At 63.6% G+C, this 26,614-nt stretch carries 24 protein-coding genes; 8 read left to right on the top strand and 16 right to left on the bottom strand.

The features are described from left to right. Window positions 1–162: 162 nt before the first annotated feature. Entirely contained in the window at window positions 163–912 is a 750-nt protein-coding gene (locus tag MAXJ12_RS00985; RefSeq protein ID WP_008833860.1) for an SDR family NAD(P)-dependent oxidoreductase, read from the top strand. Window positions 913–969: 57 nt separating this feature from the next. On the opposite strand, the gene MAXJ12_RS00980 is transcribed toward MAXJ12_RS00985, so the two are convergent. Genes MAXJ12_RS00980 through MAXJ12_RS00955 form a run of 6 tightly spaced genes read right to left on the bottom strand, consistent with a single transcriptional unit; the run spans window position 970 to window position 8,317 of the window. Next, window positions 970–1,431: a MarR family winged helix-turn-helix transcriptional regulator gene (locus MAXJ12_RS00980; RefSeq protein ID WP_008833859.1), complete on the bottom strand. Its 462-nt coding sequence runs from the start codon at window positions 1,429–1,431 to the stop codon at window positions 970–972. Further along, on the bottom strand, window positions 1,428–2,012 hold the full coding sequence (locus tag MAXJ12_RS00975) for an amino acid synthesis family protein (RefSeq protein ID WP_008833858.1): 585 nt from the start codon (window positions 2,010–2,012) through the stop codon (window positions 1,428–1,430). Before MAXJ12_RS00975 ends, MAXJ12_RS00980 begins: the two co-directional genes overlap by 4 nt. A gap of 11 nt (window positions 2,013–2,023) precedes the next feature. Beyond that, the gene (locus MAXJ12_RS00970; RefSeq protein WP_008833857.1) at window positions 2,024–2,998 is read right to left on the bottom strand and encodes a UPF0280 family protein; all 975 of its coding nucleotides are present in this window, start codon (window positions 2,996–2,998) and stop codon (window positions 2,024–2,026) included. Further along, on the bottom strand, window positions 2,995–4,530 hold the full coding sequence (locus MAXJ12_RS00965; RefSeq protein WP_008833856.1) for a hypothetical protein: 1,536 nt from the start codon (window positions 4,528–4,530) through the stop codon (window positions 2,995–2,997). The genes MAXJ12_RS00970 and MAXJ12_RS00965 overlap by 4 nt, the downstream gene beginning before the upstream one ends. After that, on the bottom strand, window positions 4,527–7,460 hold the full coding sequence (locus MAXJ12_RS00960) for a molybdopterin-dependent oxidoreductase (RefSeq protein WP_008833855.1): 2,934 nt from the start codon (window positions 7,458–7,460) through the stop codon (window positions 4,527–4,529). The genes MAXJ12_RS00965 and MAXJ12_RS00960 overlap by 4 nt, the downstream gene beginning before the upstream one ends. Next, window positions 7,457–8,317: an FAD binding domain-containing protein gene (locus MAXJ12_RS00955; RefSeq protein WP_008833854.1), complete on the bottom strand. Its 861-nt coding sequence runs from the start codon at window positions 8,315–8,317 to the stop codon at window positions 7,457–7,459. Before MAXJ12_RS00955 ends, MAXJ12_RS00960 begins: the two co-directional genes overlap by 4 nt. Window positions 8,318–8,508: 191 nt before the next feature. On the opposite strand from MAXJ12_RS00955, the gene pncA reads away from it, so the two are divergent. After that, a complete protein-coding gene (gene pncA, locus MAXJ12_RS00950; RefSeq protein WP_008833853.1) occupies window positions 8,509–9,108 on the top strand; it encodes a bifunctional nicotinamidase/pyrazinamidase in 600 nt (199 codons plus the stop codon). Window positions 9,109–9,299: 191 nt separating this feature from the next. On the opposite strand, the gene MAXJ12_RS34235 is transcribed toward pncA, so the two are convergent. The 9 genes from MAXJ12_RS34235 to gcvA all read right to left on the bottom strand — a co-directional run bounded on the left by MAXJ12_RS34235 (window position 9,300) and on the right by gcvA (window position 19,468). Further along, window positions 9,300–10,514 carry a calcium-binding protein gene (locus MAXJ12_RS34235; protein ID WP_008833852.1) on the bottom strand — a complete coding sequence of 405 codons (1,215 nt, stop codon included), beginning with the start codon at window positions 10,512–10,514 and terminating at the stop codon, window positions 9,300–9,302. 325 nt (window positions 10,515–10,839) lie between these two features. Then, complete coding sequence (locus MAXJ12_RS00940; protein ID WP_008833851.1) at window positions 10,840–11,547, bottom strand: ABC transporter ATP-binding protein; 708 nt, start codon at window positions 11,545–11,547, stop codon at window positions 10,840–10,842. Beyond that, the gene (locus tag MAXJ12_RS00935) at window positions 11,544–12,266 is read right to left on the bottom strand and encodes an ABC transporter ATP-binding protein (protein ID WP_008833850.1); all 723 of its coding nucleotides are present in this window, start codon (window positions 12,264–12,266) and stop codon (window positions 11,544–11,546) included. Before MAXJ12_RS00935 ends, MAXJ12_RS00940 begins: the two co-directional genes overlap by 4 nt. Further along, window positions 12,263–13,228, bottom strand: coding sequence for a branched-chain amino acid ABC transporter permease (locus MAXJ12_RS00930; RefSeq protein ID WP_008833849.1), 966 nt, complete (start codon window positions 13,226–13,228; stop codon window positions 12,263–12,265). The genes MAXJ12_RS00935 and MAXJ12_RS00930 overlap by 4 nt, the downstream gene beginning before the upstream one ends. Further along, on the bottom strand, window positions 13,225–14,106 hold the full coding sequence (locus tag MAXJ12_RS00925) for a branched-chain amino acid ABC transporter permease (RefSeq protein ID WP_008833848.1): 882 nt from the start codon (window positions 14,104–14,106) through the stop codon (window positions 13,225–13,227). Before MAXJ12_RS00925 ends, MAXJ12_RS00930 begins: the two co-directional genes overlap by 4 nt. A gap of 97 nt (window positions 14,107–14,203) precedes the next feature. Further along, window positions 14,204–15,502, bottom strand: a complete 1,299-nt coding sequence (locus tag MAXJ12_RS00920) for an ABC transporter substrate-binding protein (protein WP_008833847.1) — start codon at window positions 15,500–15,502, stop codon at window positions 14,204–14,206. Between the two features lie 146 nt (window positions 15,503–15,648). Beyond that, window positions 15,649–17,064, bottom strand: coding sequence for a hypothetical protein (locus MAXJ12_RS00915; RefSeq protein WP_008833846.1), 1,416 nt, complete (start codon window positions 17,062–17,064; stop codon window positions 15,649–15,651). A 21-nt stretch (window positions 17,065–17,085) separates the two neighbouring features. Then, window positions 17,086–18,390: a nicotinate phosphoribosyltransferase gene (pncB, locus tag MAXJ12_RS00910; protein ID WP_008833845.1), complete on the bottom strand. Its 1,305-nt coding sequence runs from the start codon at window positions 18,388–18,390 to the stop codon at window positions 17,086–17,088. A gap of 103 nt (window positions 18,391–18,493) precedes the next feature. Next, complete coding sequence (gene gcvA, locus MAXJ12_RS00905; protein ID WP_008833844.1) at window positions 18,494–19,468, bottom strand: transcriptional regulator GcvA; 975 nt, start codon at window positions 19,466–19,468, stop codon at window positions 18,494–18,496. Window positions 19,469–19,665: 197 nt separating this feature from the next. On the opposite strand from gcvA, the gene speB reads away from it, so the two are divergent. From speB to MAXJ12_RS00875, 6 genes are all read left to right on the top strand, one after another. Next, complete coding sequence (gene speB, locus MAXJ12_RS00900; RefSeq protein WP_008833843.1) at window positions 19,666–20,727, top strand: agmatinase; 1,062 nt, start codon at window positions 19,666–19,668, stop codon at window positions 20,725–20,727. A 146-nt stretch (window positions 20,728–20,873) separates the two neighbouring features. After that, window positions 20,874–21,965 carry an ABC transporter substrate-binding protein gene (locus tag MAXJ12_RS00895; RefSeq protein WP_008833842.1) on the top strand — a complete coding sequence of 364 codons (1,092 nt, stop codon included), beginning with the start codon at window positions 20,874–20,876 and terminating at the stop codon, window positions 21,963–21,965. 237 nt (window positions 21,966–22,202) lie between these two features. Next, window positions 22,203–23,240, top strand: a complete 1,038-nt coding sequence (locus tag MAXJ12_RS00890) for an ABC transporter ATP-binding protein (RefSeq protein ID WP_008833841.1) — start codon at window positions 22,203–22,205, stop codon at window positions 23,238–23,240. Between the two features lie 184 nt (window positions 23,241–23,424). Beyond that, window positions 23,425–24,279: an ABC transporter permease gene (locus MAXJ12_RS00885; protein WP_008833840.1), complete on the top strand. Its 855-nt coding sequence runs from the start codon at window positions 23,425–23,427 to the stop codon at window positions 24,277–24,279. After that, entirely contained in the window at window positions 24,276–25,079 is an 804-nt protein-coding gene (locus tag MAXJ12_RS00880) for an ABC transporter permease (RefSeq protein WP_008833839.1), read from the top strand. Before MAXJ12_RS00885 ends, MAXJ12_RS00880 begins: the two co-directional genes overlap by 4 nt. After that, window positions 25,079–25,849 carry a carbon-nitrogen hydrolase family protein gene (locus MAXJ12_RS00875; protein ID WP_008833838.1) on the top strand — a complete coding sequence of 257 codons (771 nt, stop codon included), beginning with the start codon at window positions 25,079–25,081 and terminating at the stop codon, window positions 25,847–25,849. Before MAXJ12_RS00880 ends, MAXJ12_RS00875 begins: the two co-directional genes overlap by 1 nt. 91 nt (window positions 25,850–25,940) lie before the next feature. Here MAXJ12_RS00875 and MAXJ12_RS00870 read toward each other — a convergent pair. Next, window positions 25,941–26,614: MATE family efflux transporter (locus MAXJ12_RS00870; protein ID WP_008833837.1), on the bottom strand; the 674-nt coding region annotated here is incomplete at its 5' end.

Below are 26,614 nucleotides of genomic sequence, written 5' to 3'. Positions count from 1 at the left end.
CCGCCTCGATCCGACGCCCGGTGCCCCCGGCCGATGTCGGCGGCCCCGCGGTCAAGCGGCAGACCTCCATCCTCGACATCATCTTGGGTAACTGAGGGCAGGAATCGTCCTCTCGCCACCGGCCCGACGTTCGGTTACATAGCGGGCTGGAGATTTGATCCTATGGCCGCCATCGACACCCGAAAAACTATTGTGCTCACCGGCGCGAGCCGCGGCATAGGCCATGCCACGGTTAAGCGCTTTTCGCGCGAGGGCTGGCGCGTCATCACCTGTTCGCGGCAGGCATTCACTGCCGACTGCCCCTGGCCGGCAGGGCCCGACGACCACATCAAGGTCGATCTTGCCGATCAGGAGGATGTCGGCATCGCAATTTCGGAAATCCGCCACCGGCTCGAGGCGCATGGCGGCAAGCTGCACGCGCTGGTCAACAATGCCGGCATTTCGCCCAAGCTCAAGGACGGCAGCCGGATGAATTCGATCGATACGCCGATGCATCTCTGGCGCGACGTGTTCCAGGTCAATTTCTTCGCGCCGATCATGCTCGCGCGGGGGCTGTTCAAGGAATTGGCGGCGGCAGGCGGCTCGATCGTCAACGTCACCTCGATCGCCGGCACCCGCGTGCATCCGTTCGCCGGCACGTCCTATGCCACCTCCAAAGCGGCCCTCGGCTCGCTTACTCGCGAAATGGCAGCAGATTTCGGCCCGCACGGCATTCGCGTCAACGCCATCGCCCCCGGCGAGATCGACACGGCGATCCTGTCGCCTGGCACGGAAAAGATCGTCGAGACGATACCGCTGCGCCGGGTTGGCGCGACCTCGGAAGTCGCCGACATCATCTTCTTCCTGTGCTCGACCCAGGCGTCCTACGTCACCGGATCCGAGATCCACATCAATGGCGGCCAGCACGTCTGAGCCGATCTCGAAACCCGGGCCGGGCTGACAGATCTCGCACGCGCGACAAGCGCCAGCTCACGCCATCTTGGCCAGCAGCTTCATGAAGGTCGCGACCTCTTTCGGCGACAGGGGCGAAAGCGTTTCCTCGGTTATCTTCTGCGCCAGCGGTATCAGCCGCTCGACCGCCTCGCGGCCCTCCGCGGTCAGGCTGACCAGCAGCCGGCGCTTGTCGACTTCATGCCTGGTCAGCTCGACAAAACCCCGCGCCTTGAGCCGGTCGATCACGCCCTTCACCGTCGCCGCATCCATGGCGATCAGCTGGCCTAGCTGGTTCTGCGAGGTCTCGCCGACGTCTCGCAGCTTGGCGAGCGCCGCGAATTGCGGCGGCGTCAGATCGGCGATGTGGGCGGCGAAGATCGAAACGTGGCGCTGGTGGGCGCGGCGAAGGATGAAGCCGACCTGGTCCTGAAGCCGGTAGTCCTCGCGGTCCAGTTCCCCGGCGTCGACCAGCTTGAGGATGCTTTCCTCCGCGCTCATCGCTGCCCGTCCCAGACCTTGATGTCGCCTGCCTCCAGCCCGCCCATGCGGCTGTGGATGCGCGGACCAACGGTCATGGCGAGGCAGAACAGGATCTCGTCTGCCCGCGGGCCGTCGCTGATGCCGACTTCGAACGCATCGAAATGGCTGCGCACATAGGCAGCGTTGATGTGACCGAGCGGTACGTCCAGCCGCGAACCGAAAGCGCCCACCTTCATGGCTGAAGGAACGATCGCCTTGGCCCCTCCGAGCCGCTCGCGCATGGCGTAGCCCCCCGGCACATGCCACAGCGCGCCATGCTCGATCTCCCCGTCAACGCCGACGATGGCGCCCTTGCCGTAGCCGTCGATCTCTTCCGCGCGGCCGTCGAGCGCCGTGATCATCTTGTCCGTCAGCATCAGGCCGAGCGGCCTTAGGTCGTCCATGGCGCTTTGCAGTTCTTCGACATATCGCCCGGCAAACGGATTCTTCACCAACGCCATTGCCGCCGCGCGCCGCCGTGGCTCGCCGGAGGCCGGCCCGCCCTCGTGAAAAATCTCCTCGGTGAGCACCGCGATCTTGCGGATGGGAAATTCAGGCATGAGTTCCTCGTTTAATGGCTTGGCAACGTACGCTCGGGATGTCTCCCGTTGACGCCGCTCCTTGTGATGAAGCCTTTTACCGCCTCGTTTCGCGCGGCTCCCCGCTCCTTAGAGGAAGGAAGCGCTGATCGTCGCGGATCGGAGTTCAGGTCAGCGAGCGCTCCGCAGACGCGGCTCTCACCGGCCAGAAACAGCGCCGCCGCATGGATCAGACCCCGCTTGCGACAGTCCTCGGCGACGGCAAGTCCTGCGTCGAGCGCCGTCGCAACCTCCGCCTCGGAAAGCGCACCCACGCCAACTGTCACCAGTCTCTCGCCAAGATCGCTGTCGGGCGACAGGATCGACGCAGGCGCACGCTCGACAGCTGGATGGCCCGGCAAACCCACGGCGTTGGCGATGATGGTTGCGGCCGCGTCGGCAGCGGCGGCGTCTTTCGCCAACACGGTGACGGCATCGGCGATGCCGAGCGAATGGCTGCGCCCGCGCCAGCCGGATGTCGCGACGCCGCGCACCGGGGCTTCGGCCCGGATTGTCACGCGGTCGGCAAACCCGTGCCCGGTGCCGGCAATCGCTATCGTCATCTCTCGCCCGTCGGCTAGATACAACGCGCTGTCGCCGCCATTGTTGACATAGGCCTTTTCAAGCGTCCGCCCGGCCAGCATCGCGTCCATGATCTCGTCGGCGACCGATCCGGCCACCGCCGCCATCGGCGTGATGAAATTCGCTGCGAGAGGCGAAACGGCGCACTCCATCCGTCGCGCCGTCGGCCCGGCCGAAGAACGCCGACGAAGAGCGGCTGGGCGTCTCAGTTCCGGCAGCTCCTGCACAAGTTCCGTCAAGACGGTCTGGAAGCGCTTCACGGCCTGCGCGTAGGCCGCATGGGTCTCTGCGCCGTCGCCAAAAGCCTCGATGATGAGATCGATCGGGCCGTGATTGAGGTGAAGCCTGCGCCCGTCCTCCAGCCAGTTGGCCTGCGGCCCGGTCACGACGAACCTCCGGGAGGCCGGCGGCGCAACTGCTGCAGCGGCGGCCAGGGATTGCCTGCGGCAGCCGCTCGCTGCGCGCGTGGATTGAGATACTCTCCGCCGGAAGCGATGATGTCCTCGACGGTGCGGATTTCGGAGGCGTAGCCGCCAAGGCGCAGATAATCGTCGCGGCGCAACGTGAATTCGATCGGCGCGACCAGCGCCGGCGTCGGCACATAGCCGAAGGCGTTTTCCGGCACGCGCATCACGTCCACCATCAGGGTGATGCCGCCACCCGGCCAGACATAGGCGGGCGCGCCGCCAACCGTAACGTAGGTTTTCAGGCCTTGCACCGAGCGGGTCAGATTGACCGGATTCTCGACCACGCCGGCCCTAAGCGATCCACCCGCCCCGCCGACGAACAGCACCGTGCACAGAGCCGGCTCGCAATTCTCCTCGATCAGCCCGACTGATTTGCGCAGCCTCTCCGGGAAAGGCTTTTCGACAGGCTTCAACTCCTCATTGAGTTCGAAATAGGCGAACTGCTCGCCAGTGGTCGAAACCATCAGCAGCGACAGTCCGGGCCGCGCGCCCTTCTTCGGGTTCCAGTCGCCCAATATGCTAAGCGGGTCGGAAATCGTCGTGCCGCCCCAGCCGATGCCGGGCTCCGAAACCTTGAAGTAGCGGCCAGGCGTCGAGCGGCGGCCGATGATTTTTATGCCGGTGTCTTCCCAGCCCAGCACCTTGCCGGCCTGATGCTCCGAAACCACGCCGGTGATGTGGTCGTCCACCACCACGACCTCGTCAACCAGCCCGCGCCACTGCGTCGCGAACATGCCGATCGTGGCCGAGCCACAGCCGACGCGCATGCGGTGCTCCATCTGGCCGTCGATGATCGGGGCCTTGCCGGCTTCCACGACGACAATCGCACCGCCGTCGATCGCAAGCTCCACCGGTTTGCGGTTGCACAGGTCGAGCAGCGTTTCGCAGGTAATGCGTCCCTCCGCCTTGGAGCCGCCAGTGAGATGGTGGACGCCGCCGAGCGACAGCATCTGCGAGCCATATTCTCCGGTGGTGACGTGGCCGACGGCCTCGCCCTGCGCCCGCACCGTCGTCGTTTCCGGGCCGATATGGCGGTCGGTGTCGATCTTCACCTTGACGCCGCAATAGGAGAAAATGCCTTCCGTGACCACGGTAACGAGGTCCACGCCTTCCACCTCCTGGCTGACTATGAAGGGTGCCGGCTTGTAGTCGGGATAGGTGGTGCCGGCGCCGATGGCCGTGACGAAGCGTTTTCCGGTATTGACCAGTTCGCCGTCCCATTTCTCGCGGGCGAAGGGCACGATTTCGCTGCCGGCCTCGGTTGCATGGTGAAGAATGGTCAGTGGGTCGCTGCGGACGATCCTGCCGCCGACATTGCCGTAACGGTCGCAGGCGCCGGTGCGGCCCTCGGCGATGTAGCACATGACCGGACAGGCATCGCAGCGGATCTTCCCGCCGACCTGCTTGGCGCCGGCCTCCGTCGTCTCGAAGCGTTCGGACAATTCACTCATGCCCGGGCCTCCGCTTCGCGGATCGCAGCGCGAATGCGGCTCGGCGTCGCCGGAATTTTGGTCACGAGAACGCCGGTCGCATGCCGGATCGCATTGAGGATCGCAGGCGCAGTGGGAATCAGCACGTGCTCGCCCAATCCCTTGGCGCCAGACGGTCCTTCCGGATCCGGAACTTCTATCAGGATGGTTTCTATCGGCGGCACATCGCCGATCGTCGGGATCAGATAGTCGTGCAGGTTCTCCGTGCGCCCCGGAATGTATTCCTCCATCAGCGTCATGCCGATGCCTTGCGCGATGCCGCCTTCGATCTGGCCCTCGGCAAGCAGGGGGTTGATCGCCTTGCCTACATCGTGCGCCGCCGTGACCTTTATCAGCCGGACCGTGCCGAGTTTCAGGTCGACCTCCAGCTCGGCGATCTGCGCGCCAAAACCATATTGCGCGTAAGGTTTGCCCTGGCCCCTGGCATCGAGCGGCGTCACCGGGGGATCGTAAGTTCCTTCGGCGCTGAAGATGAAACCGCCGATATCAACCTCCATCCCGGCGAGATCGAGCCGGCGGATCGCGGCTCCTTCGCGGATAACCAGCACCGAACCGTCCAACTGCAGCGCCGCCTCATCCGAGACATTGGCGAAGCGCAGGATCTTTTCGCGCAAAGCGAGCGCGGCCTTTTCGGCGGCCTTGCCTGAGACAAAGGTCTGGCGCGAAGCCGATGTCTTGCCGGCGTCGGGCGTCATCGCCGTATCGGCGCTTTTCAGCCGGAATTTTTCGAGAGGCAGGCCGAGCGCGTCGGCCGCAATCTGGGCGATGACCGTGTTGGAGCCCTGTCCGATATCGACCGCGCCCTGATGCAGGATGACCGCGCCGTCGGGAGAAATGCCGAGTTTTATCGTCGATGGGTTTGGCAGCGAGGTGTTGCCGCAGCCATACCAGCACGAAGCGATGCCGACGCCGCGCCTGCGGTCGCTTTGGCCAGCGTTGAAGCTTTCAGCGTCAGCAAGCGCCCGCTCCCAATGCGGCTTCAGCGCCTCAAGACAATCGGAAATACCTACGCCGGCCGCAAGCATCTGCCCGGTAACCGTTTCGGACCCGTTTCGAAGCGCGTTCTCCAACCGGAAGTCCAGCCGGTCCATTGCGAGCCTTGCGGCAAGCTCGTCATACAGCGTCTCTTGCATGATGGTCGCCTGCGGCACGCCGAAGCCGCGAAACGCACCGGAGATCGGACCGTTGGTGTGGATGGCGCGGCCTTCGGCGCGGTAGTTGGGCGTCACGTATGGGCCCGACGCGTGGACCGGGACGCGGTTGGCCACCGTCGGCCCCCAACTCGCATAAGCCCCGGTATTGAAATCGCCGGAAAAGATCATGCCGGCAATGGTCCCATCGGCGTTCGCGCCGATCGTCGCCCGCATCGACGCCGGATGGCGCTTGGTCGTCGACATCATGGATTCATTGCGGGTGTACGCAAGGGCCGCAGGGCGGCTGGTCTTCAGCGCGACGAGCCCGATCAACGGCTGCAGCGAGACGTCGAGCTTGGAACCAAAACCGCCGCCGGTGGCTGTCGGCACGATGCGGACCTTTTCGGGCGGCAGGCCGAGCACTTTCGCCGTGTCGTCGCGATCCATATAGGGTGCCTGCGTGCAGGCAGTGATCACCAGCGTGTCGCCGTCCATATACGCAAAGCCGGCCTCCGGCTCGATATAGGCGTGCTCTACATAGGAGGTTTCGATCGCACCGGAGACGATGTGGGTTGCCGCAGCGAGGGCGGATTCGGGGTTGCCGCGCTCGACGAAGCCCGCCGTCAGCAGATTTTTTTCGCGACCGACATGGATCTCGAAAGCGTCCTCGGCCTGCGCCTGCCCGGGTTTCAGCACATAAGGCAGCTCGGTCCAGGTCACCGGGAATTTGGTCAGGTCGAGATCGGCGATCGCGCCACGCTCACCGGCGATTAGCGCCACAGCCTCGCCGCGAAAGCGCGCGCTGCTCTCGGCAAGCGCCGGCTGGTCAGCGAAAGGCGGGATGACGCCGAAACGGTTTGTTCCCGGGATATCGGCAGCGGTGAACACGCCGACGATGCCCGGATTTGCCGCCACATAGGCATCGAGATCGCCGAACGAGAACCGCGCATGATAGTGCGGGGAACGCACCACCAGGACGGAAAGCGCGTCGGACGGAAAACTATCGCCGCCGAATTTCTCCGCGCCGCTGACTTTTGCGACGCCGTCTAGCCGCACGGGCGAGGCGCCGACGGCATAGCCGGCGGGCGGGAGGCGACGGTCGAACCCTGCCTCGCGCCTTTCTGGAGCGAGGGCAATCGGTATCTGCCCCTCACCCTTACCCTCTCCCCGTGATCCTTCAACAAGCTCAGGAAGGGGAGAGGGGGGCGTCAGCGTTGCGGCAGTCTCCCTTCTCTCCTCCACTTGCGGAGAGAAGGTGCCGGCAGGCGGATGAGGGGCAGTGCCGGCATTCGTTTGTTGGGCATGCTGCGAAGCGTCCATCACCGCCGTGATGATTTTACGATAACCGGTGCAGCGGCAGAGTATGCCGCCAAGCGCGTCCTGGACTTCGCTCTCGTTCGGATGCGGATTTCTGTCGAGTAGCGCCGTCGCCGCCACCAGCAGGCCAGGCGTGCAAATGCCGCACTGGGCTGCGCCATGTTCGAGAAACGAAGCCTGCAGCGCCGACAGGCTGCCATTGGCGAGGCCCTCGACGGTGCGGACCTTTCGGCCCGACACGGAGGCGGCGGGAACCAGGCAGCCGCACACGGGCTCGCCGTCGAGAAGCACGGTGCAGGCGCCGCAATCGCCGGCGTCACAGCCGACCTTCGTACCAGTCAGGCGCAGTTCGTCGCGCAGCACCGAGGACAGCCGGGCAACCGGCGAGACGGCGACCGACACTGCCGCGCCGTTGAGCTCGAAATCGAAGGGAACGTTCATGCCGCCACCGTTTCGGTTGCGAAATGACCCCCGGCAGTCATGACTGCGCGCGAGACGATCTCGCGCGCTGCCTCGCGCCGGTATTCGGCGGTGCCACGCACGTCGTCGATCGGGGCAAGCTCCGAAAAATGCACTCCGTCGACTGCTCGAGCAAGCTGCGGACCGATCGGCAATCCGCGCAGTGCCGCCTCCACATGGCCCAGCCGCCTTGCGACCGCGGAACATGAACCGACGGCAATCGCTGCGTTGCGTACGATGCCTTCCTCTACCTCGATGCGGGCCGCGGCCATGGCAATGGAGATGACCAGGTACCGCCTCGCCCCGAGCTTCTGGAAATTCGACGCGCCGGCGGTGGAGCTTTTCGGGACGTGGATCGCGGTCACCATTTCGCGGGGCAGCAAGGCAGTGCGGCGATTGCCCAGGATGAAATTGCCCAGCGGCAGATATCGCGTCCCGCCGAGGGAGCGCAATTGGACATCCGCGTCGAGGATGAGCAACGGCGGCACGCCGTCGGCCGCTGGCGAAGCGTTGCAGAGGTTGCCTGCAACGGTCGCGGTATTCTGGATCTGCACCGAGCCGACCTCGCGAGCGGCCTGCCGCAACGCGTCGAATGCCGGCGGCAGGTCCGCCTTGACGATGTCGGTCCATGTCGAGCGCGCGCCGATGACGAAATGCGAGGTGGTTTCAGCAATGCCGCGCAATTCCGCGAGCCCGTTTATGTCGAGCACGTTTTCCCTGAGCGGCTTCGACCCCAACGCGGGATAAAAATCCGTTCCGCCGGCCAGGACCCGCCATTGCGCCTCGCCCAAGAGGGCAAGCGCATCGCTGAGATCGGTGGGTTTCGCGTAACGGATCACGCAATGCCTCCCGGCGCGGGCCGGTCAAAATTCATTCGTACGCAAATGATATCAAGGCCGCGTCGATTGTCAAAGCGGAGTTTTGCCAGGCAGGGCTGTCGGCAGTCTTTTCGAGGTCAAACCGGTTGACGGCGCGGACGCTTTCGGTCGAACCTCAAAGCGGCAGCGGTCAAGTGTAAGGCAGATCATAAATGAACGAACAAGCTTTGATCGTCATCGACGTCCAGAACGACTTCTGTCCCGGCGGCGCGCTTCCGGTGGCCGGCGGGCACGAGATCGTGCCGCTGGTCAACGACCTCATCCGGCGCTTCGATCACGTTTTGCTGACGCAGGATTGGCATCCGGCGGGACATTCAAGCTTTGCCTCGACACACCCCGGCAAACAGCCGTTCGAGACGGTGCAGATGCCTTATGGCGGCCAGACGCTGTGGCCTGACCACTGCATTCAGGGCTCGGATGGCGCGGCGTTCCACCCGGCGCTTGAATGGACAAAGGCCGAGATGGTCATCCGCAAGGGCTTTCGCACGGAGATCGACAGCTATTCGGCCTTCTTCGAAAACGACCACGCCACGCCGACTGGACTCGCCGGATATCTGCGCGAGCGCGGCATCGAGGAACTGACACTGGTCGGGCTGGCGACGGATTATTGCGTCGCCTATTCAGCACTCGACGCTGTCCACCAGGGCTTCCACACAACCGTGCGGCTCGATGCCTGCCGTGCCATCGACCTCGGCGGCTCGCTGAAGCAGATGACGGAGACGATGCGCGAGGCGGGGGTGAGGCTGGCCTGAGCCTTCTTCTTCCCGGGGAAATATCGCGCACATCTTCTTCGACGAGAGCGAAAGCAGCCCGGTCACGCTGATGCAGGGCATGACCGGCGTGCACTTGCCATGGTGGTCACCGCAAACAGGGCGGCGGGTGCGTAGCCCGCCCGCGCCTCGCAAGAGGCGCGGGCTTTCTTTCCTGGACCCGGTCGTGCCTCTCACACCACCAGGAAATCATCCGGCGTCAGGGAAAGGCCCGCCGAGACGGTGGCGAAATGGATGGCGCCACCGCCGCCGGCGCCATCGGAATCGTAACTGATCGACCCGTTGGCGGCGTTGTAGATGACGCGGTCGTCAGCGTCGAGAGCGGCCGTGCCGGCGCGGAAGGCACCGGCCGAAAGCTGACCCGTCGCGGTCAAACCCGCAAAGATCGCGTTCTCCAGGTGGATTTTATCCTCTCCACTCACGAATGCCGAGATCATATCGACGTTGGAGGCCAGCGCCGTGTTGAACAGGAATTTGTCAGATCCCGCACCACCCGTCATCCAGTCATTGCCTGTGCCGCCAACCAGCCAGTCGTCACCGTTGCCGCCCACGAGCCGGTCATAACCGGCTCCTCCGGCAATATAATCGTTGCCGTCGAGGCCAAAGAGATAGTTCTCGCCGGAATTGCCGACGAGCGTATTGTTGAGCGCATTGCCGGTGCCGTTTAGATTGCTGCCGCCGTTAAGTTCCAGCCGCTCGACATTGTCGCCGAGTGTCCAATTGATATAGGAACGAACGGTGTCGGTGCCTTGGCCGGCGTTCTCGATCGTGTCGTCTCCCGCCGCCGCGACAACATAGACGTCGTTGCCGAGACCGCCGCGCATAACGTCGTTGCCGGCGCCACCGTTGATCAGATCGTTTCCTGTGCCGCCTTCGAGCGTGTCGACGCCGATGCCGCCGGTAAGCGTATCGTTGCCAGAGAAAGCGATATCGGGAAGAGCGGGTGTTACGTCCGTGTTGAGATTGGCATAGGCGCCCGATCCGCCGGAATCAAGGGCGAGCAGAAGCCCCAGGAGATCTCCTGTTAGATCCAGCAACGGTATCTCGCCGGACGTGCCGAAATCGACAGCGAAATTCTGACCGTTGTAGCTGGCGATCTCCTGGCCGTTCGACTCGACGGTTATCGAGTTGTAGGTGCCGCTCGCGCTGGCGGTGCCGACCAGGACGAGACGATTGGCTACCAGTTCCCACGACCCGGTGTACGAGTAGGTGAGGTCCCCCACGTCGAAGCTCAGCGTGGTGTAGGTCTCCGTGTACTCGCCGATAAGCGGGCTACCCTCGGTGCCGACGAGGCCCTCAAAGCGAACATTGGTTACGCTTTGAAGGTTGTCAACAAAGAGTGAAGCTTGATTGAATGCAGTTGCAGTTAGTACCTCGAATTTAGCCATAGCACTCCTCCTTTTCGCCGCAGTACCGACGAAGTGCAGTGTTGATTGGATTTAATGGCGGTTAACACATAAAATTAAGCCACATTTAATTCGCCATTATTTCCTATTACTTACATTCGCAGAATCTATTCTGCGAATTAACATAAGGATAATAATTTCTATCAAAGGCGGGATATAGCGGATTCGGGCGAATCCGTTTGTCGGCGGTTTATTGCCCTGGTAATTCCGAGACCTGGACGAGGAGAAATCAGCGTGTCATCGACACGACTGGCGATCGGCGCCGCCTCACCTGTCAGGCGCCATCCACCAAACGGTTCGTGAACTTTCAGCCCACGCCGACATAGCGCTGAACGAAGGCGGGGTCCCCTCGGAGCGTTTCCACGCCGACCGTCTCACGGTTGCGGCCGTTCTCGATGAAGGACACGCGGTCGGCGACCGACAGCACCGCGTCGACGCGCTGCTCGACCAGGATCGTCGATACGCCGCGCTCGCGCAGTTTCGCTACCGTCTCGCGGATTTTCGCGATCATCGACGGCATCAGGCCTTCGGTAGGCTCGTCGAGCAGCAGCACCTCGGGCTCCAGGCAGAGCGCCCGCGCCATTGCCAGCATCTGTTGCTCGCCGCCCGACAGAGTGCCGGAACGCTGGCGCAGCCGGTCGCGCAGCAGCGGGAAAAGCGCAAGCACGCTTTCGCGGGTTTGCGAGCCCTTATTGCGCGTCATCAGTCCGATCTCGATGTTCTCGGCGACAGTCATCTCGGCGAACAGTCGCCGCCCCTGTGGCACATAGGCGATTCCGGCCTTGGGCACGTCATGTGCCGCGAGCTTCGTCAGGTCGCGATCGCCGAGCACGATCGAGCCGGAGCGCGCCGGAACCAACCCCATGATCGCCTTCAGCGTCGTGGTCTTGCCGGCGCCGTTTCGGCCGAGCAGGCAGAGCACCTCGCCTTTCCTGAGATCGAGATCCAAGCCGTGCAGCACCTGCACTTCGCCGTAGAAGCAGTCGAGCCCGGAAATCGTCAGCGCACTGGTCATGCTTCGGTTCCGAGATAGGCGCGCTGCACCTCGGCATTGGCGCGGATCTGTTCAGGCGTGCCTTCGGCCAGGATTTTTCCGGCGTTCATGACGGTGATGCGGTCGGCGAGTTCCATCACCACCTGCATGTTATGCTCGATCAGGAGCACGGTCGCGTCACGTGCGATTTCCCGCGCAAGCTGCATGAAACTCTCGATCTCGCCGTCGGACAGACCTTGCGTCGGCTCGTCGAGAATGAGCAGGCGCGGTTTCAGCGCCAAGCCCATCGCCACTTCGAGCAGGCGCTGGTGGCCGTAGGACAGCGCGCCGGCAGTTGTATCAGCGCGGTCCGCGAGCCCGGTGCGCTCGAGCGCCGACATCACGCCGGCATGCAGACGCCCCTTGGAGCGCCCGGTCAGCGTTCGCTGGACTGGCAGCGCGACATTGTCGTAGGCGGAGAGGGCGGAAAACACGCTGGTGATCTGGAAGGTGTAGGCGATGCCGCGCCGCACCCGGTCATGTGCCGGCAGGTCGGTGATGTCGTTGCCGTCGAGCACGATCTGTCCGGAAGTGGGCGGCACGCGGCCGCAGATCAGGCTGACGAAGGTCGTCTTGCCGGCGCCGTTGGGCCCTATCACCGCGCGGATCTCGCCGGGCATGATGGCGAAGTCGACCCCGTCGACGGCGCGCAGGCCGCCATAATTCTTGCGGAGGTCGCGTGTCGTCAGCAGCGGCGTCATGGCAGCCACCTTATCCACCGCTCGCGCACGGTGCCCAATATGCCCTTCGGGAAATAGAGCACCAGCAGGATCAGCGCGACGCCGACGATCAGGAGATAGGCCGAAGTGTAGCCGCTGGTGATGTCGACCACGTAGAACATGAACAGCGTTCCGACGATCGGACCGAGCGTGGTCGCCGCGCCGCCGAGCAGCACCCAGAGCAGCGGCAGGATGGAATATTGCACCGTGGCAAAGGTCGAGCCGATGTAGCCGAAGAGCAGCGCATAAGCAGCGCCCGCAGCGGCGCAGATCACGCCCGAAACGACGACCGCAGCGAGCTTGTTGGCGAAGGTGTCGTAGCCGAGCATGCGGGTTCGCTCCTCGTTCTCGCGGATCGCCACAAGCACCCGGCCATGCGCCGAGCGGACGATCGCCAGCGTCGCGAGAAGCACCACGGAAAACAGGAGAAGCGCGGCCATGTAGCGGGTCGCCGGGTCTGTCAGGTTGAAATGCAGGTCGCCAAGGTCGATCCTGCGCGCCTGCTGGGCGAGCACAAACCCTTCATCGCCGCGCGTCCATTCGGCGAAATAAAGCGTCAGCAGATAAAACACCTGGGCGAACATCATGGTGACGATCATGAAGGCCACCCCGGTGGTGCGCAGCGCCAGCACGCCTATGACCAGCGCCAGCAATGCGCCGGAAACGATGCCTGCCGCAAAACCCGCTGCCATGCCCCAGCCAAGATGCGAGACGGTCAGTCCTGCGCCGTAGAGCCCGGCTGAAAAGAACATCGCGTGACCGAGGCTGAGCAGGCCGGAATAGCCGAACAGGATATTGTAGCCCATGGCGAATACCGCGAGCACCATGACGCGCGCCAGCACGCCGTGATGATATTCGGGCAGAATGAAGTTCAGCGCGAACAGCCCGGCGATGACTGCGGCGTGCAGCAGATAAACTTTTTTCGGTGAATTTCTCACGTTCATCGGGCGGCCGTGCCGAACAGGCCTTGCGGCCGAAATACAAGCACCATGGCTACGATCATGGTGGCGATGATCTTGGCCAGCGTCGGCGAAAAGAACACCGAGATGATGCCGTCGCTAAGTCCGATCAGCACGGCTGCGACGACCGTGCCGCGCAGCGAGCCCAGGCCGCCTATGATGACCACGATGAAGGAGAGAAGCAGCGGGTCGAGCCCCATCAAATAATGCGCTTGCTGGATCGGCACGATCAGCACGGCGGCAATCGCCGCCAGCATCGCTCCCATCGCGAAGACGCCGGCATAGACACGCCCGACCGGAATGCCGAAAGCCTGCGCGGTTTCGCGGTCGTATTGCGTAGCGCGCATCACCAGGCCGATCCTGGTGCGGGTCAGCACGAACCATGTTGCCAGCAGCAGGATGGCGGAAAAGGCGATGACCGACAGCTTGTAGCCGGAATAGCCGAACCACGGGAACAGGATGCGATAGCTGAACGGAGCCTCGACCGGCCTCGCCTCGGGACCGTAGAAGGTCAGAGCCAATTGCTGGATGATGTAGAGCATGCCGATGGTGGCGACGATTGTGGCTTCGGGATTGTAGTCGAGCCTTCTCAGCACCAGCCGCTCGGCGACCAGTGCGATGGCGCCGACGATGAGCGGACTGACCACCAGCGCCAGCAGGAACCCGATAGCCGGATGACCGGTGGCGAGCGAGGCAATCCACCATGCAAGCACTGCGCCCAGCATGAAGAACTCGCCGTGCGCGACATTGACGACGCGCATGACGCCGAACACCAGCGACAGGCCGAGCGCCGTAAGCGCCAGGACGGCGGAGGTGACCAGGCCTTCAAGCGTGGCGAGGAGGAGGTGAGGACCGAAGGACATTCAGGCAGGCCGCGTTGGAGACGCATTTATGACATCCACCCTGCCCGACAGGGCAGAGCGGTATCGTAGAATTCGGCAGTCTCATCCCGCCGAAAACTCACAGAGCCTGTGTCGTGTAATCGCCCTCGGGCTCGTACAGCCCGTCCTCGATCGAGGTCCGATGCACGACCTTCAGCTTGCCGCCTTCGACGATGGAAATGTTCTGGTGGCCGAAACACTGGTGGATCTTGCCGTTGAATATCTTGTCGCCCTGCGGGTGTTCCGGCCCTTCCTTGAATTCGGTCAGCGCCTCGGTCGCCTCAACGAGCTTGGCGCGGTCGTCCGGCCCCTGATAGCCGGCCGCTTCCATCGCCTGCTTGACCACGTACAGCGTCTCCCAGCAGCCGAACATATGGGCTGCCGTCGACACATCCTTGGGGTCGCCGACCGCCGCGCCGTTCTCGTCGATACCGACGGCGTTGCGATAGGCCTTCACCGCATCCGACGCGTCCGGCTGGAGATAACGCGGCATGCCTTCCCAGAAATGGCTGCCTTCGAGGAATTCGAGGCCGGGGCTCGCCATATCGACCGCTTCGAGCGAGTCGATGAAGCCGAAGAGCTGCGGCCGGTTGGTGCCGTAGAATTCGCCGAGCTCCTTGACGAAGGTGAGCACGGCCGGTCCGACCATGACGTGATAGATCACCTCGGTCTCGGCCGGAATCTGTGGGAAGTAGCGTGTGAACGAGCTTTCGGTCGGCGGGATCGGGATCTGGGCAATGACCTCGCCTCCCTGCGCCTTGATCGCCGGCGTAAAATAGTCGCGGTGATCGTGGCCGAAGGCGAAATCCGGGTAGATCATTGTGATCTTCTTGCCGACATTGGCGGCGATCCACGGCGCCATCGAGATCACCTGGCTCTTCACGTCGGTGATGCCGGGCTGGAAGCAGTAGCGATTCATCTTGGTCGAGGCGACGTGATGGCCTTCGCTGACCACATAGTAGGGCATTTTCAGCTCGCCCGCAGTCGGGGCCGAGCCGATCACGACATGCGAAAACAGCGTGCCGAAGACGATGTCGGTCTTGTGCTGGCTGGCGAATTTGCCCACCACTTCGGCGCCTCGCTTCGGGTCGGTGCCGTCGTCCTCGGTGATGACCTCGACCGGCCGTCCGTTGATGCCGCCGGCTTCGTTGATGAGCTTGAGCGCGGCGGCCGTCGTCTTCTCGTACCAGCGGCCATAGGCGGCGCCGATGCCGGTACGGTGCGCCTGGAAACCGATCTTGATCGGAGCCGAGCTTTGCGCCTGCGAATAGCGTACGAAACCGGGCGCGGCCATCAGGCCGGCAGACGCCACCAGACCCTTGAGCGCGCTGCGGCGGTTCAGGCCGATCAGGCCCGAATTCCTGTTCTTGTCAGTCATGCCGGTTCCCCTTGTTTTGAGTTATGAACGCGAGCTCGCTTCGCCCATTTTCGAAGCGGAAAATTGCATGTGTACAAACTAAATCATCAAACCCAGGGCATGGCAAGAGCGCTTGCCGCAGGGTCATGACGGACCTGCCGCAGGGCTCAGCCGGCGGTTGGAGTGGACAGCAGCCACAGCCCGAAAACCGTGTAGAGAACCATCAAAAAGGTCAAAGGTAATTGGCTGAGCGCAGCCTTGGCCGGCGACGGATGCAGGCGGAAAGCCAGCGCATGGGCGATGAGCACCGCCAGCACATGGCCGCCGATGATTGCCGCCGCCTGAAAATTCCACAAAAGCCACGCCGATCCCGAACCTACGGTCAGTCCGGCGGCAACGTTCATATGCGCCGTACCGAACAGGTTCCAGCCGAGGCTGAACGGGTCGGACAGGGCGACCAGCGCGTACTGTCCATTCACCAGCAGTGCGGTCAGGTAATGCGAGAAATGGTAGGCGAGCGCGATCGGCACGATCGACCAGACCACCAGGCCTGCCGCATGCCAAAACGACCGACTGTCGCCAGCCAGCTTTTGGCCCGCAAACACCGCGAGCAGATAGACGGAGGCGAGAGCCGCAAACATCAGCAACAACCCGGTGCTGTTGATGCCGATGAGCGCCGAGCGGCCGGGAAACTCCAGCGGATTGACGCCATTGAAGCCGAGCCAGGTGAAGGTCTTTGAAAAGCCGTCGAACGACACCGAACTCAGCGTCAGCAGCAGAAAAAGCATGCCGCTCGGCGGCAGTGGTTTTGCGCGCCAGAGTTTTGATCCGGGAAAGCACAGCGACAGCCTGCGCTTGCCTGCACCGATCTCCGGCGATGCTTCGACGACCCCAAAGCGAGAAACCATGCGGAAGAACACCGACAGGAACTCGCCGCGACGGCTCCAGTCCTCGTAGCCGAAGATAATCGTGCAGACAAAACTCGCGGCCCAGTAAAGCGCGACCGCAAGCGCCAGCCGCGCAGGATCGTCAGGCGCGGGATAGACCAGTTCGAACCAGGCGAAGCCGGCGAACAGGAAGAGAGCCGGCCAGTAGCCGAGCCAGGCCGGCATTGTGCGGCTGTCCAGATTCGGGAATGCGGCGGAAGCGAGCCGCCACGGCCCGTACCACGGATTGATCCACGCCCAGAGATTGCCGAATGCGCCCTGCACCAGTGTCAGCCCCACCCAGAGCAGCGTCCAGACCGTCAGCGGCAGCGGGTTGGACAGTGGATCGCGGCTGCCGAGAAAACCGGCAGCGACCAGCACGGCGAGGACGGCAAACGAGAGCAGGCTGGTCCACATCCGCGCGCCATCGCCGATCCCGCCGAGCGGCAGGCGCAGCGCCGCTGCGCGCCCGAGCAGGTTGGGTGGCAGAACCGCCAGCACGAGAAAGCTCGCTGCGACGGCCATCGCCCCGCCGACGACGTAGTAGCCTGTCGGGAGGAGCAGGACGTGCCCGCGCTCGGAGGCGTGGGCGAAGGCGGGGTTGGCGGAGAGGAGTGCCGATGCAAACGCAAGGACGAGTCGGAGGAGCACCTGCATCGTTGGCACCTCGAAGGTCCCTCACACCTTCACCAACTGCTCCACCCGGTCCTTCTCGCCGAATATCCGCAGGTAGCGCTTGATCTCGCGCGGATCGCCGGTGGCCTTGGCGGGGTTGTCGGCCAGCTTGACGGCCGGCCGGCCGTTGGCCTCCGTCACCTTGCAGACCAGCGAAATCGCCTTCAGCCCGTCCGTCTCCTGTGGCGCGCAATCCTCGAAATCATTGGTCAGATTGGTGCCCCAGCCGAAGGACATGCGCACCTTGCCCTCGAAATGCTTGTAGGTCTCGATGATCGTGTCGACCTCAAGCCCGTCGGAGAAGATCAGAAGCTTGCTGCGGGGATCCTTGCCCTTCTCGCGCCACCACTCGATGATGCGCTCGCCGCCCTCGATCGGTGGGGCACTGTCGGGACGGAAGCCGGTCCAGTCGGCCACCCAGTCGGGCGCGTCGCGCAGGAAGGCTGCGGTGCCGAAGGCGTCGGGCAGCACGATCAGCAAATTGCCGCCATAATAGCGCTGCCAGTCCTGCAGAACCTTGTAGGGCGCCTGCCGCAGCTCCTTTTCGCTATCGGCGAGTGCGGCCAGCACCATCGGCAATTCGTGCGCATTGGTGCCGAGAGCCTCGAGATCGGTGTCCATGGCGAGCTTGACATTGCTGGTGCCGGTGAAGGCCTCGCCAATGCCTTCCTTCAGGGCCTCGACGCACCAGCGTTGCCACAGGAAACTGTGCCTCCGGCGCGTGCCGAAATCCGAGATGCGGATGCCCGGCAGCTTCTTCAACCGCTCGGTCTTGGCCCACATTTTTGCTTTCGCACGGGCATAGAGCACGTCCAGAGCGAACGGCCCGAAAGACTTCATCGCCGCGCGCGAGCGCAGCTCGTTGATGATGGCGAGCGCCGGTATCTCCCACATGGTCGTGTACATCCACGGCCCGTGGAATTCGAGCTCGAACTGCCCGTCGCGCTTGTGCAGCTCGTATTCGGGGAGCTGGAAATCCTCGAGCCAGGCCAGGAACTCCGGCTCGAATATCTGCTTGCGGCCATAGAAAGTGTTGCCGCCCAGCCAGATCATTTCCTTCTTGGTGAAGCGCAAGGTGCGGGCATGGTCGAGTTGCGCGCGCAGTTCCTGCTCGTCGATCTCTTCGGCCAGCCGGACTGAAGTCGCGCGATTGATCAGCGAGAAGGTGGCGTCCACCTTGGGATACATGCCCCAGATCATCTGCAGCATCAGGAGCTTGTAGAAATCCGTATCGAGCAGGCTGCGCACGATCGGATCGAGCTTCCAGGCGTGGTTGTAGACGCGCCGCGCTATATCCGTCCGTGTCACCATTTTGCGCCTCCCGATTGCAAGACAGGGCGTATAGCATCGAAAATGCCGCCGCGCCTCACGGATTGCTGTGCTGGCCCGACAAAAAATGCCGGACTGCCCATTATTCCGCGGCAGCCAGGCCTTGCTTCTGCGGCGCACGACGCCTGCGTATCGTTATCTGGCCGGCCACCGCCGCATCGGCGCCGACGGCCGACTGGTCTCTTTCGGCAAACAACCAGTCGATGAACACCTGCGCGATCGGCGCCGATTTCACCTCGTTGCGGCATACGACATAGAAGGCGTCGACCGCCGGCACCGACAGATTGAACGGCGTGACCAACTGGCCCTTGGCGAGCAGGCCGCTGGCGGTGACGGAATCGCCCAGCGCCACGCCATGGCCGTGGATCGCCGCCCCGATCGCCAGATGCGCGTCGCTCATATGGTGGCGCTGCCCGCGGGCGAGATCGAGCGCGTCGGCGGCCGCGAGCCAGGTGTGCCATTCGCGCCCGTCATCGGCATGCAGCATGACATGGTCTGCAAGGTCGCGGATGGTGCGGATCGGCCGGTTGTTGATCAGCGTGGGACTGACGACCGGAAACAGCTCCAGATCCGACCACTTCTTCAGCCAGCAATCGGTCCAGCTTCCGTCGCCGTAATGCAGGCAGACATCGATGTCGGGCGAGCGGATATCGGCAGCGTCGTTGGAGCCGATGAGCTTCAGCCTGATGTCGGGATATTGCGCGGTGAAGCTGCCGAGCCTGGGTATCAGCCACAGCGACAGCAGCGCCGGCACGCAGCTTACCGACAGCGCGCCGGAACTGCATGGCCGCGTCATGCGCTGGGTGGCGGCGGCGATGCCGTCGAACGCGCTCGACACAGCCGGCAAAAGCTCGGCGCCGTGCGGCGACAATTTCAGCTTCTGTCCGGCGCGATCGAACAGTTTCACATTGAGCGATTGCTCCAGCGCGCGGATCTGGTGGCTGATCGCGCCATGCGTGACATTGAGTTCGCCTGCCGCCTTGGTCAGCGACCCATGCCTGGCTGTCGCCTCGAAGGCGCGTAGCGGGTTAAGTGGCGGCAGGCGTTTGGCAGGCATCCATATTGGTCCAACTGTGAGAAAACCTCACACCAGACGCTACAACAATATCAATTGATTTTCCAACGCCGCTGCCGCATCAATTCGGGACAGCATAAAAATAAGAAGAGACTTGGAGGGCATGCCCGGGGACAGAACGATGCGGCCAGCGATGGCCGGCGCGGGTTGTCGGGCGTCCGCACGAAGAGGAGACCGTAATGGGATACGATCGCGGAAAGCTCGACGCGCTTCGCCAGAAATATGGCGAGAGCCATGGCGGCGAACTGTTCAACCCGCAGTTCCGGCGCGTCGCCGACAAGATCTTCACCGAAAGCGGCACGCGGCTTGCGCCTTATTCGGGCATCCCGACCTTCCTGACCGCGCCATACATGCCGGTGGATCATGACAATCCGGAGTTCGGCGACCTGCAGGTAGCCATGGTCGGCGTTCCTATGGATCTCGGCGTCACCAATCGTCCCGGCGCGCGTTTCGGTCCGCGCGCGCTGCGCACGATCGAGCGCATCGGGCCCTACAATCATGTGCTCGATTGCGCCCCGGTGCAGGACCTGCGCGTCGCCGATATCGGCGACGTCCGGTTCCAGAGCCGCTATCGGCTTGAGCTATCCCATGACGACATCGAACGCCGCTTCAACCAGATCGTCGATGCCGGCGTCATTCCGCTGTCGGTCGGCGGCGACCATTCGATCAGCCACCCGATCCTCAAGGCGGTCGGCAAGAAGCGGCCGGTCGGCATGATCCACATCGATGCCCATTGCGACACCGGCGGCGCCTACGATCTGACCAAATTCCATCATGGCGGGCCGTTCCGCAACGCCGTGCTCGACGGCGTGCTCGACCCGACGCGCACGATCCAGATCGGCATTCGCGGCTCGGCCGAATACCTTTGGGAATTCACTTACGAATCCGGGATGACCGTCATCCACGCCGAGGAAGTGTCCGGAATGGGCATCCCGGCCGTCATCGAGCGCGCAAAACAGATCGTCGGCGACGGCCCGACCTATCTGTCCTTCGACATTGACAGTCTCGACCCGGCCTTCGCGCCCGGCACTGGCACGCCGGAAGTCGGCGGACTGACCACGCGCGAGGTGCTGGAGATCATCCGCGGTTTCAAGGGCGTCAACCTTGTCGGCGGCGATGTCGTGGAAGTCGCGCCGCAATATGATTCCACCACCAACACAGCCCACGCAGGCGCACAGGTGCTGTTCGAGATTCTCAGCCTGATGGTGTTCAGCCCGGCGATCACAGGCAAGGAAGCCTGACATAAAGCAGAAACAAAACCGGCGGGAAGACCGCGCCTGACACGCCGGTATCGCGTTACCCGTCATTGAGGCGCAAGCGCCCCGGTGATTTAATGAACCAGAAACAAGGGAACAGCCGCAAAGCCGGCAAACAGAGGAGAACAGCGATGAAACGAATTCTGAATGGCCAGGTGAGCCGCCGCACGGTGCTTGGCGCCGGGCTGGCCGGCGCCGGCATGCTGGCAATGCCGTCGATCCTGCACGCGCAGGACAAGTCGCTGAAGATCGGCGTCTATGGCGGCTACTTCAAGAAGTCTTTCGACGAGAACATCTTTCCGGAGTTCACCAAGGCGACCGGCATCGCCGTCGAATCCATCGCGGAGCCGACCGGCGAGGCGTGGCTGGTGCAGCTCGAACAGGCCGCCAAGGCCGGCCAGGCTCCGGCAGACGTTTCGATGATGTCGCAGACCTCGACGCTGAAGGGCCTTGGGACCGAACTTTGGACGCCGATCGACCCGGCCAGGATCAAGAGTTTTGACAGCCTGCTTCCGCACTTCTCCAGCAAGTATCCGGATGGCCGCATAGCCGGCGTCGGTGCGGTGGCGTGGTACATCACGCTGGTCACCAACACCGACGTCTACAAGGAGCCGCCGACGTCGTGGGCCGACATGTGGGATCCCGCCAACGCAGACAAGCTGGGCCTTCTTGCGCTCGCCTCCAACTCGTTCCTGCTCGAAGTGACCTCCACGACCTTCATGGGCGGAACCAACGCGCTCGACACCGAGGAAGGCATCCTCAAGGCGATGGAAAAGCTCGCCGAGCTGAAGCCGAATGTCCGCCTCTGGTACCGCGACGAGGCGCAGTTCGAGCAGGCGCTGAAGTCCGGCGAGATCCCGATGGGCCAGTATTACCACGACGTCACCGGCCTTGCCGCCGCCGACGGCCAGCCGGTGCGCTCCACCTTCCCGAAGGAAGGCGGAATACAGGATTCGGGTAACTGGGTCTTGTCGCGCGCTTCCGAAAAGGTCGACGAGGCCCATGTATTCATCGACTATATGAGCCAGCCGGCGATCCAGGGGCTGATGTCGCGCAAGGTCGGCACCGCGCCGACCCTGAAGAAGGACGTGCTCGATCTGACGGCGGAGGAATTCGCGGCGGTGTCGTCCGAAATCCCGCCGATCCTGCCGCGCTACGACCTCTACACGACCAAGTCCGACTGGATAAACCAGAAGTGGACCGAGCTGATCGTTGCGGCGTAGCGGCTAAGGATTCGCTAGAGTTGCAAGCCTCGCAAAGTGCCCCTCACCCTTACCCTCTCCCCGTGAAGAACGGGGAGAGGAGGTCGTCAGCGTAGCCGCTTGCCCTTCTCCCCGTCCTTGACGGCGAGGAGGTGCCGGCAGGCGGATGAGGGGCAACCGAGAGCGCAAGGCGTCCATTTCGCCTACTGACCGCCGTCTGATTTTAGGCGGACTTAGCATCTGGCAATCGGGGTCATCATGTCCGGACTGGCACTGCAAGACATCACCAAACAATTCGGCGACTTCAAAGCCGTGGATAGCGTCAACCTGTCGGTGCCGCACGGCAAGTTCGTGTGTCTGCTCGGCCCGTCCGGCTGCGGCAAGACCACGCTCCTGCGCATGATCGCCGGGCTTGAGGAGCCGACCGAAGGCGCCATCATCCTCGACGGCGAAGACATCACGCCGGTGCCGACGCACAAGCGAAATCTCGGCATGGTTTTCCAGTCGCTGGCGCTGTTTCCACATCTTTCGGTCGGCGACAACATTTCCTACGCGCTGCGCATCCGCGGCGCCTCGAAAGACGAGCAGAAGAGGCGCGCCGAAGAACTCCTGACGCTCGTTCACCTCCCCGGCTTCGCGGACCGTCCGGTCGCAAAACTCTCCGGCGGCCAGCGCCAGCGAGTCGCCATCGCCCGGGCGTTAGCGCTTTCGCCGAAACTCTTCCTGCTCGACGAGCCGATGTCGGCCCTCGACGCGAAATTGCGCGAATCCATGCAGGTCGAGCTGCGCCAACTGCAGCAGCGGCTCGGCATTACCACCTTCGTCGTCACGCACGACCAGCGCGAGGCCATGACGATGGCCGATGTTGTTGTTGTCATGGGCGAGGGCCGCATCCGCCAGGCAGCCTCGCCGATGGAAATCTACCGCAAGCCGGCCGACGCCTTCGTCGCCGACTTCATCGGCTCGACCAATCTCCTGGATGTTACCGCCGATAATGCGGGCCGCGCCTCGGTGCTGGGCCAGGTCATCCCCGATCTCGCGCTGCCCGCCGGCACGGCCAAGGCGTCGATCTCGATCCGGCCGGAAGACGTGCGGCTCGGCAAGCCCGGCCCCGGCGCGATCCCCGGCACCGTCACCTTCGTGCGCGATCTCGGCGGCACCATCGAAACCTTTATCGAGGCAGGCGGGCAGACCGTCGTCGCGGTCGCCACGCCGCGCGAGCGCGTCGATGTCGCCGCCGGCGACCGTGTCGGAATCACCCTGCCGCCCGAAGCCTGCGTGGTGGTGAAGTCGTGACGATGTACATCATCGCTCAGCCTATGCAGGTGCCCCCTCCACCGCCTTCGGCGGTCCCCCTCCCCCGCTCCGCAGGGGAGGACCCAACGTCTCGGCCGTCACCCACGCGGATCCTCACCCGTTTACGGGGGAGGGGGACCGCCGAAGGCGGTGGAGGGGGCGCATTTATGGAGAGGTCTCGCCCATGAGACGCGAAACCCCCAAATCCATAGCCGACTACACGCCGCTGTTCTTCCCGGCGGTCATGCTGGTCGTCTTCTTCGTCGTGCCGTTCTCGACGATGATCGCCGTTTCCTTCTTCAAGCGCGATCCGGCCGGCTTCTACACGCCCGATTTCGTCGTCGACAATTACGCGCGCTTCCTGTCGGCCTTCTTCGGCAGGGTGCTTGGCTTCTCACTGATGCTCTCGGTGATAGTCGCAATCTGCTGCGTCGCCATCGCCTTCCCCTTTACCTATCTGCTCACCCGGCGCCCGCGGGCCGTGCAGACAGTCTGGCTGGTCTGCCTGCTGTCGGTGCTGTCGTTGTCGGAGGTCATCATCGGCTTTGCCTGGTCGACGCTATTCTCACGCACCGCAGGCATCACCAATCTGTTCGTCTGGCTGGGCGTGATGCAGGAGCCGGTCGCGCTGCTGCCGGGGTTCGGGGCAGTGCTCACCGGCATGGTCTATCAGGCGCTGCCCTATACGATCCTGGTGCTCTACCCCGCTCTGGTGCGGCTCGACCCGACGCTGCTGGAAGCCGCGCGCACACTCGGCGCATCGCCCATCCACGCCTTCTTCAACGTTGTCACTCCGGCCTTGCGAAACACGATCGTTGCGACGCTGATCATGGTCTTCGTCTTCGCGCTGGGGTCCTACCTGCTGCCGCAGATCCTCGGCCGGCCGCAGCACTGGACGCTGTCCGTGCTGATCACCGATCAGGCGATCTACCAGTCCAACATGCCGTTCGCGGCGGCGATGGCGGTCTTCCTCGTGCTGATCTCGCTGGCGCTGGTCGGCCTGACGCTGCTCGTCGGACGCAGGGAGAATGCGCTATGAGCGAGACATTCCTTCGCCGGCTCTATTTCGCCGCCGTGGCGCTGTTCCTCGGCGCGCCCTTGATTGTCGTCGCAGGCGTCTCGGTAAACGAGAAGCAGGATCTCGCCTTCCCGCCGATCGGCTTCTCGCTCTCCTGGTACGCGCAAATATTCCTGGATCCGGAATGGCGGCGCGCGCTGATCGCGTCGGTGGTGCTGGCGCTCACATCGGCTGCACTTGCCGTCGCCATTGCCTTGCCGCTGGCCTGGTTCCTGTGGCGGCGCATCGCCCCCTGGGCCAACATCTTCCAGTTGCTCGGCGTCGCGCCCTTCATTTTGCCGCCGGTCATCACGGCGCTCGGCTTCCTGACCTTCTGGGCGACGATCGGCCTTTACGGCCAGCCCTGGACGGCGGCGATCAGCCACGCGATCTTCTTCGTTACCCTGCCGCTGGTGACGTTGTCGCTTGGTTTCGCGTCGATCGACCGATCGCTGGTCGAGGCCGCCTCGACCATGGGCGCCGACGACCGCACGGTGCTGAAGACGGTGGTGCTGCCGCTTATCCTGCCCTATCTGGTTTCGGGCTATGCCTTCGCCTTCGTTCTGTCGCTCAACGAATACATAGTCGCCTACATGACCATCGGCTTCGTCATGGAAACGCTGCCTATCAAGATATTCAACGCGCTGCGCTACGGCTATACGCCGACCATGGCCTCGGTGTCGGTCTTCTTCGTCGCCATAGCGGCGCTGGTCTTCGGCCTGATCGCCTGGTTCGGCGATATCAGGCGACTCTTGGGCGCAATGTCGTCGGACGAGAGCTGATGAGGCTCGCCGCGCTCCAGATGCATGCCGTACCGGGCGACCGGACAGCCAACATTTTCCGCATCGAGACGGCTGCGCGGGAAGCTGCCGAAAACGGCGCGGACCTTCTGGTCGCGCCGGAACTGGCGGTCACCGGCTACGGCGCTGGCGACATGATTTCAGAACTTGCCGAGCCCGCTGACGGCGATCTTGCCGAGAGGCTCGCCGCCCTGTCGCGCGAGACCGGCGTGGCTTTGGTCGCAGGCTTCGCCGAGCGCGACGGTGAAACCGTGTGGAACAGCGCAATCTACGCCGACGGTCAGCGCAGCATCGTCTATCGCAAATCGCATCTCTATGGCCCCTACGAACGGGCGCTGTTTTCGCCCGAAAAGCCCGCCGCCTGCATCGTCGAGCATCGTGGCATCAAGCTCGGAATGCTGATCTGCTACGATGTCGAGTTTCCTGAAAACGTGCGCCGGCTGGCGCAGGCAGGCGCACAAGTGATGATCGTGCCGACTGCGCTGCCGGCCAGCGACCACGCGGAATTTATCGCGCGCAAGCTGGTCCCGGTGCGCGCCTTCGAAAACCAGGTCTTCGTCGCCTACGTCAACCATTGCGGCAATGATGCGCTGTTTTCCTATGCCGGCCTGTCCGGCGTCGCCGCGCCCGACGGCACTATGCTCGCTGAAGCGCCCGAAACCGGCGAGGCGCTGCTTTTCGCCGACCTCGATCCCGCTGCCTACGCTGCCTCGATGGTCGCCAACACTTATTTGAGGGATCTCAGGGTTTAACTACCTCCCCCTTCTCCGGTCCTGAGCTTGTCGAAGGATACGAGGAGAACATGCCGGCAGGCGGATGAGGGGCAGCGCAGGCCTAGCAGACCTACCGCCAGACCGTCAGCCCCAGCTCTTCCCGCCGCAGCCAGCGCGCCAGCAGCAGCACGGCGACTACCGCCAGTCCCGCCGAAAGCCCGATCCAGATGCCGTTGCCGGCAAGCCCGAACTGGAACGCGAGCAGCACGCCGAGCGGCAGGCCCACGCCCCAATAGCCTATCGCCGCGAACACCATCGGCACTTTCGTGTCGTGCAGCCCGCGCAGCATGCCCGACGCTACCGCCTGCGCGCCGTCAACTATCTGGAACAGCGCCGCAAACGCCAGGAACGACACAGCGAGCCCTATAACCGCAGCGTTTTCCGGCGCTTGAAGGTCGATGAAGGCGCTGATCAGGAGATGCGGCCATAGGATCATCACCATCGCCATCAACGCCATAAAGCCGACGCCGAGCACATAGGCGGTCCAGCCGGCGCGGCTGATCCCGTCCGGATTGCCCGCGCCATAGGCGCGGCCTACGCGCACGGTCACCGCCTGGTTCAGCCCCAGCGGCACCATGAAGCTGATCGAGGCGATCTGTATGGCGATGGCGTGCGCAGCCAGCGATGCGGCGTCGATCAGCCCCATCAACAGCGCAGCGGCGTTGAAGATCGTCACTTCGAATGCCAAAATGCCGGCGATAGGCAGGCCGAGCCTGAGCAGCGCCTTGAAGCGGGGCCAGTCGG

It is taken from the genome of Mesorhizobium alhagi CCNWXJ12-2, from assembly GCF_000236565.1.
Lineage (GTDB): Bacteria > Pseudomonadota > Alphaproteobacteria > Rhizobiales > Rhizobiaceae > Allomesorhizobium > Allomesorhizobium alhagi.
Note: the sequence above shows the minus strand (reverse complement) of the source record. Positions and strands in the feature narration are given on the sequence as shown.

Bases quoted from the DNA above. Each gene is read 5' to 3' on its own strand.
- MAXJ12_RS00975 (WP_008833858.1), bottom strand. From the start codon at position 2,012: ATGCCTGAATTTCCCATCCGCAAGATCGCGGTGCTCACCGAGGAGATT.
- gcvA (WP_008833844.1), bottom strand. From the start codon at position 19,468: ATGCCTGCCAAACGCCTGCCGCCACTTAACCCGCTACGCGCCTTCGAG.
- MAXJ12_RS00895 (WP_008833842.1), top strand. From the start codon at position 20,874: ATGAAACGAATTCTGAATGGCCAGGTGAGCCGCCGCACGGTGCTTGGC.
- MAXJ12_RS00920 (WP_008833847.1), bottom strand. From the start codon at position 15,502: ATGACTGACAAGAACAGGAATTCGGGCCTGATCGGCCTGAACCGCCGC.
- MAXJ12_RS00965 (WP_008833856.1), bottom strand. From the start codon at position 4,530: ATGAGTGAATTGTCCGAACGCTTCGAGACGACGGAGGCCGGCGCCAAG.
- MAXJ12_RS00890 (WP_008833841.1), top strand. From the start codon at position 22,203: ATGTCCGGACTGGCACTGCAAGACATCACCAAACAATTCGGCGACTTC.
- MAXJ12_RS00980 (WP_008833859.1), bottom strand. From the start codon at position 1,431: ATGAGCGCGGAGGAAAGCATCCTCAAGCTGGTCGACGCCGGGGAACTG.
- MAXJ12_RS00985 (WP_008833860.1), top strand. From the start codon at position 163: ATGGCCGCCATCGACACCCGAAAAACTATTGTGCTCACCGGCGCGAGC.
- MAXJ12_RS00940 (WP_008833851.1), bottom strand. From the start codon at position 11,547: ATGACCAGTGCGCTGACGATTTCCGGGCTCGACTGCTTCTACGGCGAA.
- MAXJ12_RS00935 (WP_008833850.1), bottom strand. From the start codon at position 12,266: ATGACGCCGCTGCTGACGACACGCGACCTCCGCAAGAATTATGGCGGC.
- speB (WP_008833843.1), top strand. From the start codon at position 19,666: ATGGGATACGATCGCGGAAAGCTCGACGCGCTTCGCCAGAAATATGGC.
- MAXJ12_RS00880 (WP_008833839.1), top strand. From the start codon at position 24,276: ATGAGCGAGACATTCCTTCGCCGGCTCTATTTCGCCGCCGTGGCGCTG.
- pncA (WP_008833853.1), top strand. From the start codon at position 8,509: ATGAACGAACAAGCTTTGATCGTCATCGACGTCCAGAACGACTTCTGT.
- MAXJ12_RS00925 (WP_008833848.1), bottom strand. From the start codon at position 14,106: ATGTCCTTCGGTCCTCACCTCCTCCTCGCCACGCTTGAAGGCCTGGTC.
- MAXJ12_RS00960 (WP_008833855.1), bottom strand. From the start codon at position 7,460: ATGAACGTTCCCTTCGATTTCGAGCTCAACGGCGCGGCAGTGTCGGTC.
- MAXJ12_RS00930 (WP_008833849.1), bottom strand. From the start codon at position 13,228: ATGAACGTGAGAAATTCACCGAAAAAAGTTTATCTGCTGCACGCCGCA.
- MAXJ12_RS34235 (WP_008833852.1), bottom strand. From the start codon at position 10,514: ATGGCTAAATTCGAGGTACTAACTGCAACTGCATTCAATCAAGCTTCA.
- MAXJ12_RS00885 (WP_008833840.1), top strand. From the start codon at position 23,425: ATGAGACGCGAAACCCCCAAATCCATAGCCGACTACACGCCGCTGTTC.
- MAXJ12_RS00915 (WP_008833846.1), bottom strand. From the start codon at position 17,064: ATGCAGGTGCTCCTCCGACTCGTCCTTGCGTTTGCATCGGCACTCCTC.
- MAXJ12_RS00875 (WP_008833838.1), top strand. From the start codon at position 25,079: ATGAGGCTCGCCGCGCTCCAGATGCATGCCGTACCGGGCGACCGGACA.